The sequence below is a fragment of the Streptomyces sp. NBC_00859 genome (assembly GCF_045161865.1).
GTDB lineage: Bacteria > Actinomycetota > Actinomycetes > Streptomycetales > Streptomycetaceae > Streptomyces.
In genome coordinates this window covers 5,298,859-5,312,747 of record NZ_CP108826.1, presented here as the reverse complement: position 1 = coordinate 5,312,747, position 13,889 = coordinate 5,298,859, and the positions used below count along the sequence as shown (strand labels likewise).

Sequence of the window (13,889 nt, the reverse complement as noted above, 5' to 3'; positions counted from 1 at the left end):
CGTCCCGCCGGGACGGGGCCCCGCCCAGGTGTCAGCCCAGGTGCGTCGGTGCGAACATCTTCAGGACCGCGGGCAGCACGACCACCGAAGGGCCCGGAGCGGCGAACGCCTCCGCGAGATCCTCGGTCAGTGCCTCCGGCGTCGTACGGACAGCCGGGACCCCGAAGGACTCGGCCAGCGCCACGAAGTCCGGGCGGGTGAGTTCCGTGGCGGTGGCCTCGCCGAAGGCGTCCTCCATGTACTCGCGGAGGATGCCGTAGCCGCCGTCGTCCACGATCAGCCAGGTGACGGGCAGGCCGTACTGCTTGGCCGTGGCGAGTTCGGCGATCGAGTACATCGCGCCGCCGTCGCCCGACACCGCGAGGACCGGTGTCGTCGGGTCGGCGACCGACGCGCCCAGCGCGGCCGGGAAGCCGTAACCGAGACCGCCCGCCCCCTGCGCCGAGTGCAGGGCGCCGGGCCAGGCGGACCAGGCCCAGTAGGCCAGGATCGTCATGTCCCAGAAGCTGGGGGACGTGGCGGGCAGCGCGGCCCTGACCGAGGCCAGGATCTGCTGTTCCAGGTCCAGGTCCTGGCTCGCGATCCGCTCTCCGACCTTGGTGAGGACGGTGCGCACGGCATCGGCCGCGTCCGGGTCGGTGCGCTCCTCCACCGTCTCCAGGAGGGCGGACAGCGCGATCCTGGCGTCCGCGTGGATGCCGAGGGCCGGGTGGTTGGACTCCAGCTTGCCGAGGTCCGCCTCGATCTGGACGACCCGGCCGCGCGGCTCGAACGTGTGGTAGTTCGAGGAGAGTTCACCGAGCCCGGAGCCGACGACCAGCAGGACGTCGGCCTCCTCCAGGAAGTCCGTGGTGTGCCGGTCCTCCATCCACGACTGGAGCGAGAGCGGGTGCTCCCAGGGGAACGCGCCCTTGCCGCCGACGGTGCAGACGACCGGGGCGTCGAGGCGCTCCGCGAGCGCGAGCAGCTTCCCGGCCGCGTCGGACCGTACGACACCACCGCCCGCGATGATCACCGGGCGCTCGGCATGCGAGAGCAAGTGCGCTGCGACCGCGGTCAGTTCGGGGCGCGGTTCGAGCTCGCGCGGGGTCGCGTCCATCGCGGTGACCGGCGGCAGGGTGGTCTCCGCCAGCAGCACGTCCTGCGGGATCTCCACCCAGACCGGGCCGTGCGGCGCGGTCAGCGCGGACTCCCAGGCAGCCGCGATGGCGGAGGGGATCTGGGAAGCGGTGCGCACGGTGTGCACGGACTTCACGATGTCGCGGAACGACGCCTTCTGGTCGCGCAGCTCGTGCAGATAGCCGTGTCGGCCGCCGCCGAGCCCGGCCGTCGGGACCTGGCTGGAGACCGCGAGCACCGGCGCGCTGGCCGCCGCCGCCTCCTGGAGCGCGGCGAGCGAGGTCAGGGCGCCGGGGCCGGTGGAGAGCAGCAGCGGGGCGACCTCGCCGGTGATCCGGCCGTACGCGTCGGCGGCGAAGCCCGCGTTGTTCTCGACGCGCAGCCCCACGTACGCGAGCGCGGAGCGGCGCAGTGCGTCGAACATGCCGAGCGCGTGCTGGCCGGGCAGCCCGAAGACAGTGGTGGCGCCGAGGCCCTGGAGCGTCTCGACGACGAGGTCGCCGCCGTTGCGCCCGGCCGGGGGGTCCAGCGCGGCGGCGGTCTGCTCGGCCGTGAACCGGGGGGTCTCGTGGTGGTGGTCGTGCGTCACTTGGCTCGGGCCTCGGCAATCTGGCGCGACATGATCGTGGTGAGTTCGTACGCCGTGTGGGAGGCGGCGACGGAGGTGATCTCGGCGTGGTCGTACGCCGGGGCGACCTCGACCAGGTCGGCGGAGACCAGGTGGCAGGAGGAGAGGCCGCGGACGATCTCCAGGAGTTCGCGGGAGGTCAGGCCGCCCGCCTCCGGGGTACCGGTGCCGGGTGCGTGCGCCGGGTCAAGCACGTCGATGTCGATGGAGATGTACAGCGGGCGGTCACCGATGCGCTGGCGCAGCTGGTCGGTGATCTCGTCGACGCCGCGCCGCATGACATCGGCCGACGTGACGATCCCGAAGCCCATCTTCGCGTCGTCGTCCAGGTCCTTCTTGCCGTAGAGCGGGCCGCGCGTGCCGACGTGGGAGAGCGCGGAGGTGTCGAGGATGCCCTCCTCGACGGCCCGGCGGAACGGAGTGCCGTGGGTGTATTCGGCGCCGAAGTAGGTGTCCCAGGTGTCCAGGTGCGCGTCGAAGTGGAGCAGCGCGACCGGGCCGTGCTGCTTGGCGACCGAGCGCAGCAGCGGCAGCGCGATGGTGTGGTCGCCGCCGAGGGTCATCAGCCGGGCGCCGGTGGAGAGCAGGTCGTCGGCGGCGGCCTCGATGGTGTCGACGGCTTCGTTGATGTTGAAGGGGTTGGCCGCGATGTCGCCCGCGTCGGCGACCTGCGCCAGCGCGAACGGCGACGCGTCCTGCGCCGGGTTGTACGGGCGCAGCAGCCGGGACGCCTCACGGATGGCGTTGCCGCCGAAGCGGGCGCCCGGCCGGTAGGAGACACCGGAGTCGAAGGGCACACCGACGACAGCGACGTCGGCGGTGCCGACCTCGTCGAGCCTGGGCAGCCTGGCGAAGGTCGCGGGGCCGGCGTACCGGGGGACGCGGGACGAGTCGACGGGGCCGCGCGGCTGTTCGGTGCTGCTCATGGAGTGCCCTTCTTGTCTTTACTTCTACGCTTTTGGCGTGTGTTCGGCGCTTTTTGGGCGCCTGGGAACTTTAGCGGTGGGCAGGTACGGAATCGGAGTCGGACCCGGAGGTGGCCCCCGCGGCGGCGTCCGCCCCGGACCCGTCCCGCCCGGCGAGCCGCTCCCGCCAGGTGGCGAGCACCGCCGCGTCCGTCGGCTTCGTGGCCAGCGAGACGACGACGTACACGATCAGCGAGCAGAGCAGCCCGTAGTAGATCGGCTCGTTGGCGAGGGCGCCGTACTTCGCCATCAGGCCGAGGACGACGAGCCCGCCCGCCGCGACGGACGCCAGCGCCCCCTGCACCGTGCCGCGCTTCCAGAGCAGTCCGCCGAGGATCGGCACCAGCAACCCGCCGACCAGCAGGTTGTACGCGACGGTGAGCGCCTCGACGACGTTGTTCAGCGCGATGGCGATACAGATGACCAGGACGCCCATGGCGAGGATGAAGGCCCGGTTGCCGCGGACCTCGTCGTGGTCCTCGCCCCGGGCGCTCCCGCCGCCGCGTATCCCGCGCAGCCGCGACCAGATGTCGTTGTTGGCGACGGTGGCGCAGGCGATCAGCGCACCCGACGAGGTGGACATCACGGCGGCGAGGGCGGCGGCGAGCACCAGCCCCCGCACACCGATGGGCAGTTCGTCCTTCACGATGGTGGCGAAGGCCGCGTCGGAGCTCGGCAGCTTCGGGTACATGACCTTGGCGGCCGTGCCGATGACAGCTCCGGCGACCGCGTACACCAGGCAGTAGGTACCGGCGACCGTGCCGCCGATGCGGGCGACCTTGTCGCTGCGGGCGGTGAAGACCCGCTGCCAGATGTCCTGCCCGATGAGCATGCCGAAGGTGTAGATCAGGACGTACGTGAAGATCGTCTCGCCACCGATGCCCAGCGGGTCGAAGTACGAGGTGGGCAGCTTGGCCTTCATCTCGGAGAAGCCGCCGGCCTTGACGACCGCGATCGGCAGGAGGAGCAGCAGCACGCCGATCGTCTTGACGACGAACTGCACCATGTCGGTGAGGGTGATCGACCACATGCCGCCGAGCGTCGAGTACGCCACCACGATCGCGCCGCCGATGATGATGGCCACGGTCCTGTTCATGTCGAAGAGGACGTCGAAGATCGTGGCGTAGGCGATGGTCGATGTGACGGCGAGCATCAGCGTGTAGGCCCACATGACGACGCCGGAGATGACCCCGGCCCGGCCGCCGTAGCGCAGGTCGAGCATCTCCGAGACGGTGTAGACCTTCAGCCGGGCGATGCGCCCGGAGAAGAAGACGCTGAGTGCGAGGAGCCCGAGGCCGATGGTGAAGACCATCCAGGCGCCGGAGAGCCCGTACTGGTATCCGAGGCCCACGCCGCCGATGGTGGAGGCGCCGCCGAGCACGATCGCGGCCATGGTGCCTGAGTACATGGCGGGGCCGAGCCTGCGGCCCGCCACCAGGAAATCGGACTTGGACTTGGCGCGGCGCATGCCCCACCAGCCCATGGCGAGCATGCCCGCCAGATAGGCCACGATCACTGCGTAGTCGACTGCCATGCGCCCTGCCTCTCTTCCACCTCTGCCACCTGAGCCCGACTGCTTTCGAACGTTGACCCTAGGTGGCCGGAAAGCGACGTTGAAGTGTACGTTCCATCCACCGAAACCCTCCTTCGATGGATGGAACATCCATGCCGGATCCCGCTGCTCCACCGACCTCCCCCGTCCCGCTCGCCGCCCTGCTCGCCCGCCGGGATCTCGGGCTGCGCCAGGTCGCGGGCCCTGCGGCCGGGGAGGCCGGAGGAGCGGCGGTGCACTGGGTGCACACGAGCGAGATGGCCGACCCCTATCCGTATCTGCTCGGCGGAGAGCTGCTGCTGACCGCCGGGGTGCAGCTCGCGGAGGACCCCGACCGGTACGCGGCGCGGATCGTCGCGGCGGGCGGCGCCGCGCTCGGCTTCGGGCTCGCGCCGGTGTACGACACGGTGCCGCAGGCCCTGGCAGCAGCCTGCGACCGCCATGGCCTGCCACTGGTGGAGGTGCCCACCAGGACTCCCTTCACAGCGGTGGCGCGCGCGGTGTGGGGGCTGATGGCCGAGGCCCGCCACCACGAGCTGCGCCGGATCTCGCAGGCCCAGCAGGGCCTGGCGGCGGCCGCTGCCCGCCCCGACCCGGTGCCCGCGGTGCTGCGCCAGCTGGCCACCCGGCTGGGCGGCCGGACGGTGCTGCTCGCCGCGGACGGCACAGCGCTCCAGTCGGCGGGGCGCGAGCCCGCGCCGGAAGCGCACGCGGCGCTGTCGGCGCTCGCCCGGGTCGTACGTCCCGTGGCGGCCGGGAGCGGCCCGGCGGGCCATCACCCCGCCCCCGCGTCCGCCACCGACACGGCGGGCTCCGCGCATCTGGCCGCATACGCGGTGGCGGGCGGCGAAGGGCTGGTGCTCGGGGTCGCCACCACGTCACGCGAACCGGGCGACCACACCATCGCCGGGGTCGCCGTCGTACTGCTCTCGCTGCTCACCGCCCCCCGGCAGGGCGCCGACGAGGCGTCCCGCTCATCCGCGCTGGTCCGCCTGCTGCTCGGCGCCAACCCCGTCGATGTGGCGCCGCTGCTCGGGGCCGGCCCGTGGACCGTGGTGCACGCGCACGGCACCGGGACCCCGCCCCCGCTCGGCAGCCCGCTGGTGGACACGGCGTCCGGCACCGTACGGATACTGCTGCCCGCCGACCGTGAGATCGCCCGTCACCCCGGCTGGACTTTCGGGGTGAGCGCCCCGGCCGCCGCGGAGGACCTCGCGGCTGCCGACGCCCAGGCGGGCCGGGCCCTGCGCCACGCGGAGGCGACCCGGACCCCGCTGTCCCGGCACGGCGCGACGGGCCTCGCCGCCCTCCTCGACCCGGCCGAGGCGGCGGCCCATGCCCGCACCCTCCTCGCCCCACTCGGCGATCCGGCGCCCGCGGCACTCCTGGAGACGCTGCGCACCTGGATCTCGCTGCACGGCAGCTGGGACCGTACGGCGGTGGCGCTCGGCGTGCACCGCAATACGGTCCGCCAGCGCATCGGCCGCTGCGCGACCCTGCTCGGCTCGGACCTGGACGACATGGACGTACGGACGGAGCTGTGGATCGCGCTGCGGCGGGGGTGAACCGAACTGCCCCGAGGGGCCGTTCACCCGCGACACGGCGCCGCCGTACTCCTCGGGATCGCCGCGGGCCGCCCCGGGACCGCGACGGCCGCGCCCGCGAACGCCCCGGCGTGGAGGGGCCGTTCACGGGCGGCACACCCCGCGCGTCAGGGTGCGGTCAGATGCGCACCGCGGCCTGGAAGCCACCGATGGTGTTCATCGACTCGTAGCGGACGTAGGCGCCCGGATACGGGGCGTGCAGCACGGTGTTGTTGCCCGCGTAGAGCCCCACGTGCTGGGTGTTGTTGAAGAAGACCAGATCGCCCGGCTTGAGCTGGCTGCGCGCGATGCGGGTGCCCTCGTTGATCTGCGTGTACGTGGTGCGGGTGATCTGGGCACCGGCCTGGGCGTAGGCCCACTGGGTCAGGCCCGAGCAGTCGAAGGCGTTGGGGCCGGTGGCGCTGCGGACGTACGGCTTGCCCACCCTGGTGGCGGCGGCCTGGAGGGCGGCGGCACCGAGGGCGGATGCGGGGGCTTCGTGCCCGAGTTCGACCCGCTCACCGGCGTCGCGGCTGGCGCGCACGTCGTCGTCACGCATCTTCGCGCGCTCGGCGACGGTCAGGGTGTTGAGCACTTTCCGCGCCTCGGCGAGCTTGCCCTGCTGCGTCTTCTTCCTCTCACCGAGCGTCTTGCGGACGCTCGCGAGGTCGTGCAGTTTGCCCTGGGCCTGAGTGCGCTCCTGGGCGAGGGCCCGCTGCTTCTTCTGGATCTTCGTCAGTGACTCGGCCTGCCTGGCCGTCAACTGGTCCAGCGCGGAGGCCCGGTCGAGGAAGGTGTCCGGGTCCGAGGCGAGGAAGAGCTGCACCGAGGGGTCGATCCCTCCATCGCGGTACTGCGACGCGGCGATCGAACCGAGCCCGGAGCGGAGCGTGTTGAGCTCCTGCTGACCACGGGCCACCCTGTCCTGGAGCGCGTCGGTCTGCTTCTCCAGCTTCTCCTGCTGCTCCTTGGCCCCGTTGTACTGCTCGGTGGCCACCTCAGCCTCGTCGTAGAGCTTGTCGACCTTCGCCTTCACCTCGCTCCTGGTCGGCTCGGGATCGGCCTGAGCGGCCTGGGAGGTCAGGGCCACGGCGGCAGCGGCGGTCGCGGTGAGCACGGTCACGCGGGTACGGCTCGGCTGCTTGGGACGACGGTGGGACGCCACGAAGGCGAGCTCCTTCTTCCTCGGAGCCGCCTACCGGGCTGTGGGGGGAGCGAGTCCCCGGCTCCGTGCGCATCACGGACTCGGCGGTACCTTCACTGCCACCCCGGCTGGGTGAGCAATCGCGCGAAGGTTCGAAGCCCAACCTAGTGACCATCTCGTAACCATTACAATCTTCACAGAAAAAAACCGCCCCGGCGGACGCGCTTCTTTACTCACATCACACGGCGCGTAGCGGCGAGTTGACGGCCCGTTACACGTTCACGAGTCACGAGTGGGCACGCCATCGATCCGGACCGCACCGCGACGGAGAGGCCGGGACCGACTCCCCCGAAGTGATTCGGCGCGCTGCCCGCAGTCATCCCGGCGCACCCGCCGGGCGGGCGGCGGAGGCCATGGCCCCGGCCCGGAAAGCCAGCCGGGCACCCTCCATCGCCGCGCTCGGGGGCGGCAGCGCCCCGCCGTGAGCAGGGGTGGCCAGGCTCACCCTGGACAGTCCCGGTGACCTCCCGGTAACTTCGACTGAGCAAGCGCTTAGCAGGAGAGGCCGGCCGGACACACCAGAGCCCGGGGCCACGCCAGAACCGCAGAGGAGCCTTCCGTGCGCCGTACCGTCTACAACGAGGACCACGAGGCGTTCCGGGACACCATCCGGGCCTTCATCGAGGCCGAGGTCGTGCCCGTGTACGACGAGTGGCTGGCGGCGGGCCAGGCGCCGCGCGAGTTCTACTACAAGCTCGGTGAGCTGGGGATCTTCGGCATCGAGGTGCCGGAGGAGTTCGGCGGCGCCGGCGAGGAGTCCTTCAAGTTCCAGGCGATCATCTCCGAGGAGTGCGCCCGCGCCGGTGTCTCCTTCGGCGGTTCCGGCGTACACGTAGCGCTCTGCCTGCCGTACCTGAAGGCGTACGCCACGGACGAGCAGAAGAAGCGCTGGCTCCCCGACTTCGTCAGCGGCGCCACGATGTACGCCATCGCCATGACCGAGCCGGGCACCGGCTCCGACCTGGCCGGGATGAAGACCACCGCCAAGCTCTCCGACGACGGCACGCACTATGTGCTCAACGGCGCCAAGACCTTCATCACCGGCGGCGTGCACGCCGACCGTGTGATCGTCTGCGCGCGCACGGCCGCCCCGACACCGGAGGACCGCCGGCACGGCATATCGCTGCTCGTCGTGGACACCAAGTCCGAGGGGTACGCGGTCGGCCGCAAGCTCGACAAGCTCGGCCTGAAGACCTCCGACACCGCCGAGCTCTCCTTCACCGACGTGAAGGTCCCGGTCGGCGACCTGCTCGGCGAGGAGAACAAGGGCTTCTCCTACCTCGGCCAGAACCTGCCGCAGGAGCGGCTGGGCATCGCGGTGGGCGCCTACGCGCAGGCCGCCGCCGCAGTCAGGTTCGCGCAGGCGTACGTGCAGGACCGCACGGTCTTCGGCAAGACCGTCGCGTCCTTCCAGAACACCAAGTTCGAGCTGGCCGCCTGCAAGGCAGAGGTGGACGCCGCCGAGGCGGTCTGCGACCGCGCCCTGGAGGCCCACGACCTGGGCGAGCTGTCGGCGGCCGAGGCCGCGTCCGCGAAGCTCTTCACCACCGAGGTCGCGCACCGCGTGATCGACAAGTGCCTGCAGCTGCACGGCGGTTACGGCTACATGAACGAGTACCCGATCGCCCGCCTGTACGCGGACAACCGGGTCAACCGGATCTACGGCGGCACCAGCGAGGTCATGAAGATGATCATCGCGAAGAACATGGGCCTGTAGAGACACCCGGAGCGCCCGTAGACACGCCGAGATCCGCCATCAGAGAGACCTTGTAGAAATAGCCTCATGAACCAGGCACTTGAGTCCTTGCTCGATCTGCTCGACCTCGAGCGGATCGAGCAGGACATCTTCCGCGGTCTGAGCCGCTCCGCCGTCGTGCCGCGCGTCTTCGGCGGCCAGGTCGCCGCACAGGCCCTGGTCGCCGCCGGGCGCACCGTGCCCGGCGAGCGGACGGCGCACTCGCTGCACGCGTATTTCCTGCGCCCCGGCGATCCGGGCGCGCCGATCGTCTACACGGTCGACCGCATCCGCGACGGCCGCTCCTTCACCACCCGCAGGGTCGTCGCGGTCCAGCACGGGCAGCCGATCTTCCATCTCTCGGCGTCGTTCCAGACGTACGAGGAGGGGCTCGACCACCAGACGGCCATGCCGGACGCACCCGATCCGGAAACACTGCCGACGGCGGCCGAGATGCTGCCCCGGTACGCGGACCGCTTCCTGGAGCCAGGGGTCGTGGACCGGCTGATCGAGGCCCGCGCGGCGGTCGATCTGCGGTACGTGGACGCCCCGCCGTTCGGCACCGTCGGCACCCCGCGCGAGCCGCGCTCGCAGGTCTGGTTCCGCACGAACGGAAAACTGGCCGACGCCCCCCTGCTGCACGTCTGCCTGGCGACGTACGTCTCCGACATGACGCTGCTCGACTCGGTGCTGCTCGCGCACGGCCGGGGCGGCTGGGCGGTCGGCGACGTGGTCGGCGCGAGCCTGGACCACGCGATGTGGTTCCACCGCCCGTTCCGGGCCGACGAGTGGCTGCTGTACGACCAGGAGTCCCCGTCCTCGTCCGGCGGAAGAGGTCTCGGGCAGGCCCGGATCTACACGCAGGACGGACAGCTGGCGGTCACGGTGATCCAGGAGGGCGTCATCCGGGTCCCGCGGTGAGGGGCCCAGGGAGCCGCCGTACCGCACGGCCCGCGGCGCTCAGCAGTGTCCGGCGGTGACCTTCGTACTGACCGTGTACTGCGGAATCCGCACCGCGTCCGGTGCTCCGCTCGGCATGTCGTCCGGTATGTGTGCCGCCGAGAGGAACACCAGGCAGGCCTGTGACTTCGTGGGCTTCCGCGAACTGTCCCGGCCCGCCTCCGTGCCGGTGATCACGTAACTGTCCACAGCGCCGGCCGGCGGCGTCACCGACTCGGCGGTCAGCGCGAGGCCCGACCCCTTGACGACGGATTCCGTGGCCTCGTCGACCAGGGTGGTGAAGACGCCCGGGTCCGGCTGCCCTTCCGCTATGGGGGACTCCGCCGGCGCCGGCCTGGTTTCGATGTCTGCCGCGATCTTCTGGGTCTCGTGCAGCACTTTGCCGCCGCTCCACCGCCCGTCGTCGGCGCCCCGCCAGTACATGACCGCCATGATCAGCCCGACCACGGTCAACCCGGCGACGCGGACCACGCCGGACGCGACGGCCTTGTCACTGCCGGCAGCCGACGCGCGCCACAGGCGCACCCCTTCGAACGCCGCGCAGACGATCGCGCCCGCGGCGATGAAGAGGGCGTATGTGTAACCGGATACCTCGAACACTTCGTGCCGCCCCCTGTGAGCCCTCGTGCATGAACACCCACAACCTAGCGAGGGCCCCGAGGCGCCGGCGAAGCGGCGTCGAGTACCGCGGTACGGGCCGGGGTCACCCTCAGCCCAGCCCCGCCGCGTCCAGCAGGTACGCCGTCATCGGGTCGTAGAAGCGCGGGTCGGTGACGTGGTCGTCGAGCGGGACCGTGACCTGGAGTGTCCCCTCGGCCTCGCCCAGGAAGAGGGCGGGGTCGTTGCAGTCCGCGTAGCCGATCGAGTCCAGACCGCGCTGGCCGGCGCAGCCCGCCCAGCCGTGGTCGGCGACCACCAGGTCGGGCAGGGGGCGCCCCGCCTGCTCCATGCCGTCCAGAATGGCCCGCATCGGCTCGGGCGAGTGGGTGTGCCAGAGGGTCGCGCCCCGCTCCAGCATCGCCACGTCGGCGAACTGGAAGACCATGCCCTCGTCGGCGCTGAGTCCCCCCGGGATCCGTACGATCTCGCAGCCCGCGGCGCGCAGCGCGTCCGCGGTGGCCCTGTGTACGTCGAGGAGCCCGCCGGGGTGGCCGGTGGCGAAGAGGACGCTCTCCCCCGCGTCGGCGGCCTTCCGCAGCCGGGCGGCCATCCGGTCCAGGGCGTCGACCGTCAGCTGCGGGTCGATGGTGTCCTGACCGTGCCGGTGCTCCGGGTCGTCGTTCACGCCGCAGCGCTCGGCCATCACGGCGAGCACGTCCTGCTCGTCGGCCCAGCGGTCGCCGAGTTCCAGTCCCAGCCAGAAGTGCCGGTCGCCGTTGGAGAGCTTGCGGTAGTGCGAGAGGTTGTTGTCGCGGGGCGTGGCGACGTTTCCGGCGATCCGGGTGCGGACGAGGTGGTCGACGAGTTCGGCGCGGCTGGGTATCGGCATAGGGCCATTGTGCCGCCAGGCGGCGTTCGCGTCAGTCCGGTATCGGCGGACGCCGGTCCCGCGCGGGGGCCCGCACAGGCCCGGCACAGGCGTGCCCGGGGCCGTGGGCCGTGCACAGGTCGAGGCCCGCGCCCGTACGCCCGTGCCCGTACGCCGGGTCGGCCGGTCAGCCCGTCGCCGGTGCCGAGTCGGGTGCCCGGTCCTGCGCCCCGCCCGCTGCCCGGCCCAGTGCCTCGAAGGCCCCGTGCGCCAGACGCCGCAGCAGTTCCCCGGTGGCGGTGCGGCCCGGCAGGCCGCCGGTGCCCAGGTGCGGGGTGGAGTTCAGCAGGCCGAAGACCGCGTGCACGGCTGCGCGGGCCTCCTGCTCAGGGGTGTGCGGATGGAGCTGCCGTACGACGGTGACCCAGAGCTCGACGTACTGCCGCTGGAGCCTGCGGACCGCCTTGCGGTCGCTGTCGCGCAGCCGGTCCAGCTCCCGGTCGTGGACGGTGATCAGCGGGCGGTCGTCGAGTGCGAAGTCGATGTGGCCGTCGATCAGCGACCCGAGTACCGCCGCCGGGCCTCCGGCAGCCTCTGCGGCGCGCATCCGGCCGCCGTCGAGCAGCCGCTCACTGATGCCGACGAGCAGCTCGGCGAGCATGGCGTCCTTGCCGGCGAAGTGGCGGTAGAGGCCGGGGCCGCTGATGCCCACCGCCGCGCCTATCTCGTCGACGCCGACGCCGTGGAAACCGCGCTCGGCGAAGAGGCGCGCAGCCTCCTTGAGGATCTGCTCGCGCCGCGTCGGGGCGTCCGTCCTGGTGCTCATGGCCCCATTCTAGACAGCGGGGTTAGCGAGCGTTAACCTGACCACAGGTGTTAACGATCACTAACCGCCCGGACCGGGCAGGCATGGTCGGAGCGATCCGGTCAGTCGAACCGGTCAGAAGTGAACCAGAAGAGAACACGAGCGAGCAGAGGGGGCCCGACCGATGCAGCAGGCACCAGTCCTGACGAGCGCGGCCGATCCCGCTTCGGAGGCCTGGCGGGCCAACGAGGCGGCGCACGGAGTGCTCGCCACCGAGCTGCGGACCAGGCTGGCGGCCGCGCGCCTCGGTGGCGGCGAGAAGTCGCGGGCCCGCCACGTGGCGCGCGGGAAACTGCTGCCGCGCGACCGCGTGGACACCCTCCTGGACCCGGGCTCGCCCTTCCTCGAGCTGGCGCCGCTGGCCGCCGAGGGCCTGTACGGGGGCTCGGCGCCGGCTGCCGGGGTCATCGCCGGGATCGGCAGGGTGAGCGGCCGCGAGGTGGTGGTGGTCGCCAACGACGCCACGGTCAAGGGCGGCACGTACTACCCGATGACCGTGAAGAAGCATCTGCGCGCCCAGGAAGTGGCCCTGGAGAACCGGCTGCCCTGCGTGTACCTGGTCGACTCGGGCGGTGCCTTCCTGCCGATGCAGGACGAGGTGTTCCCCGACCGGGACCACTTCGGCCGGATCTTCTACAACCAGGCCCGGATGTCCGGCGCGGGCATCCCCCAGATCGCCGCGGTGCTCGGCTCCTGCACGGCGGGCGGCGCGTACGTCCCGGCGATGAGCGACGAAGCGGTGATCGTCCGCAACCAGGGCACCATCTTCCTCGGCGGCCCGCCGCTGGTGAAGGCCGCGACCGGCGAGGTCGTCACGGCCGAGGAACTGGGCGGCGGCGAGGTGCACTCGCGGACCTCCGGGGTCACCGACCACCTCGCGGAGGACGACGCGCACGCGCTGCGCATCGTCCGGACCATCGTCTCCACGCTCCCCGAGCGCACCCCGCTCCCCTGGTCCGTGGAGCCGGTGGAGGAGCCGAAGGTGGACCCGGCCGGGCTGTACGGCGCGGTGCCGGTCGACTCCCGTACGCCCTACGACGTACGCGAGGTGATCGCGCGCGTCACGGACGGCTCCAGGTTCGCCGAGTTCAAGGCCGAGTTCGGGACGACCCTGATCACCGGCTTCGCCCGGATCCACGGCCACCCCGTCGGCATCGTCGCCAACAACGGCATCCTCTTCTCCGAGTCCGCCCAGAAGGGCGCGCACTTCATCGAGCTGTGCGACCAGCGCGGCATCCCGCTGCTCTTCCTCCAGAACATCTCGGGCTTCATGGTCGGCCGGGACTACGAGGCGGGCGGCATCGCCAAGCACGGCGCCAAGATGGTGACGGCGGTCGCCTGCACCCGGGTGCCGAAGCTGACGGTGGTCGTCGGCGGATCGTACGGCGCGGGGAACTACTCGATGTGCGGACGGGCGTACTCGCCGCGCTTCCTGTGGATGTGGCCGAACGCGAAGATCTCCGTGATGGGCGGAGAGCAGGCCGCTTCCGTGCTGGCCACGGTCAAGCGCGACCAGCTGGGCGACGAATGGAGCGCGGAGGACGAGGAGGCGTTCAAGGCCCCGGTCCGCGCGCAGTACGAGGAGCAGGGCAACGCCTACTACGCCACGGCCAGGCTGTGGGACGACGGCGTGATCGACCCGCTGGAGACGCGCCGGGTCGTCGGCCTCGCGCTGACCGCCTGCGCCAATGCCCCGCTGGCCCAGAAGGACCGGGCGGCGCCCGGCTACGGCGTCTTCCGGATGTGATGGGAGTGGCAGACGTGACGAGGGTGCCGGATGTGACGAGGGTGCCGGATCTGATGAGGGTGG

The 13,889-nt window shown here is 71.6% G+C and carries 11 protein-coding genes; 4 read left to right on the top strand and 7 right to left on the bottom strand.

Annotated elements, in window-relative coordinates; translation table 11 throughout:
- Positions 1-31: 31 nt before the first annotated feature.
- From OG584_RS23290 to OG584_RS23280, 3 genes are all read right to left on the bottom strand, one after another.
- Positions 32-1,708 (bottom strand): thiamine pyrophosphate-binding protein, encoded by a 1,677-nt coding sequence (locus OG584_RS23290; RefSeq protein ID WP_405780650.1) that lies wholly within the window; start codon positions 1,706-1,708, stop codon positions 32-34.
- Positions 1,705-2,673 (bottom strand): agmatinase, encoded by a 969-nt coding sequence (gene speB, locus OG584_RS23285; protein ID WP_405780648.1) that lies wholly within the window; start codon positions 2,671-2,673, stop codon positions 1,705-1,707. Before speB ends, OG584_RS23290 begins: the two co-directional genes overlap by 4 nt.
- Before the next feature lie 70 nt (positions 2,674-2,743).
- Positions 2,744-4,246 (bottom strand): sodium:solute symporter, encoded by a 1,503-nt coding sequence (locus OG584_RS23280; RefSeq protein ID WP_405780646.1) that lies wholly within the window; start codon positions 4,244-4,246, stop codon positions 2,744-2,746.
- 131 nt (positions 4,247-4,377) lie between these two features.
- Between OG584_RS23280 and OG584_RS23275 the strand changes: the two genes are divergently transcribed.
- Complete coding sequence (locus OG584_RS23275) at positions 4,378-5,829, top strand: PucR family transcriptional regulator (RefSeq protein ID WP_405780644.1); 1,452 nt, start codon at positions 4,378-4,380, stop codon at positions 5,827-5,829.
- A 157-nt stretch (positions 5,830-5,986) separates the two neighbouring features.
- Here the strand turns inward: OG584_RS23275 and OG584_RS23270 are convergent, their stop codons facing one another.
- Positions 5,987-7,012, bottom strand: coding sequence for an NlpC/P60 family protein (locus OG584_RS23270; RefSeq protein ID WP_405780642.1), 1,026 nt, complete (start codon positions 7,010-7,012; stop codon positions 5,987-5,989).
- A 598-nt stretch (positions 7,013-7,610) separates the two neighbouring features.
- Between OG584_RS23270 and OG584_RS23265 the strand changes: the two genes are divergently transcribed.
- Both OG584_RS23265 and OG584_RS23260 read left to right on the top strand, forming a co-directional pair.
- The gene (locus OG584_RS23265; protein WP_405780640.1) at positions 7,611-8,768 is read left to right on the top strand and encodes an acyl-CoA dehydrogenase family protein; all 1,158 of its coding nucleotides are present in this window, start codon (positions 7,611-7,613) and stop codon (positions 8,766-8,768) included.
- A gap of 66 nt (positions 8,769-8,834) precedes the next feature.
- Positions 8,835-9,707 (top strand): acyl-CoA thioesterase, encoded by an 873-nt coding sequence (locus OG584_RS23260; RefSeq protein WP_405780639.1) that lies wholly within the window; start codon positions 8,835-8,837, stop codon positions 9,705-9,707.
- 39 nt (positions 9,708-9,746) lie between these two features.
- On the opposite strand, the gene OG584_RS23255 is transcribed toward OG584_RS23260, so the two are convergent.
- From OG584_RS23255 to OG584_RS23245, 3 genes are all read right to left on the bottom strand, one after another.
- A complete protein-coding gene (locus tag OG584_RS23255) occupies positions 9,747-10,346 on the bottom strand; it encodes a hypothetical protein (protein WP_405780637.1) in 600 nt (199 codons plus the stop codon).
- A 109-nt stretch (positions 10,347-10,455) separates the two neighbouring features.
- Positions 10,456-11,235 carry a phosphatase gene (locus OG584_RS23250; protein ID WP_405780635.1) on the bottom strand — a complete coding sequence of 260 codons (780 nt, stop codon included), beginning with the start codon at positions 11,233-11,235 and terminating at the stop codon, positions 10,456-10,458.
- 166 nt (positions 11,236-11,401) lie between these two features.
- Positions 11,402-12,040 carry a TetR/AcrR family transcriptional regulator gene (locus OG584_RS23245; RefSeq protein ID WP_405780634.1) on the bottom strand — a complete coding sequence of 213 codons (639 nt, stop codon included), beginning with the start codon at positions 12,038-12,040 and terminating at the stop codon, positions 11,402-11,404.
- Positions 12,041-12,203: 163 nt separating this feature from the next.
- Here OG584_RS23245 and OG584_RS23240 point away from each other — a divergent pair, with 163 nt between their 5' ends.
- Entirely contained in the window at positions 12,204-13,826 is a 1,623-nt protein-coding gene (locus OG584_RS23240; RefSeq protein ID WP_405780632.1) for a carboxyl transferase domain-containing protein, read from the top strand.
- Positions 13,827-13,889 lie beyond the last annotated feature (63 nt).

Excerpts from the sequence above, each read along its gene's own strand:
- OG584_RS23245 (WP_405780634.1), bottom strand. The coding sequence starts at position 12,040 with ATGAGCACCAGGACGGACGCCCCGACGCGGCGCGAGCAGATCCTCAAG.
- speB (WP_405780648.1), bottom strand. The coding sequence starts at position 2,673 with ATGAGCAGCACCGAACAGCCGCGCGGCCCCGTCGACTCGTCCCGCGTC.
- OG584_RS23260 (WP_405780639.1), top strand. The coding sequence starts at position 8,835 with ATGAACCAGGCACTTGAGTCCTTGCTCGATCTGCTCGACCTCGAGCGG.
- OG584_RS23250 (WP_405780635.1), bottom strand. The coding sequence starts at position 11,235 with ATGCCGATACCCAGCCGCGCCGAACTCGTCGACCACCTCGTCCGCACC.
- OG584_RS23275 (WP_405780644.1), top strand. The coding sequence starts at position 4,378 with ATGCCGGATCCCGCTGCTCCACCGACCTCCCCCGTCCCGCTCGCCGCC.
- OG584_RS23280 (WP_405780646.1), bottom strand. The coding sequence starts at position 4,246 with ATGGCAGTCGACTACGCAGTGATCGTGGCCTATCTGGCGGGCATGCTC.
- OG584_RS23240 (WP_405780632.1), top strand. The coding sequence starts at position 12,204 with ATGCAGCAGGCACCAGTCCTGACGAGCGCGGCCGATCCCGCTTCGGAG.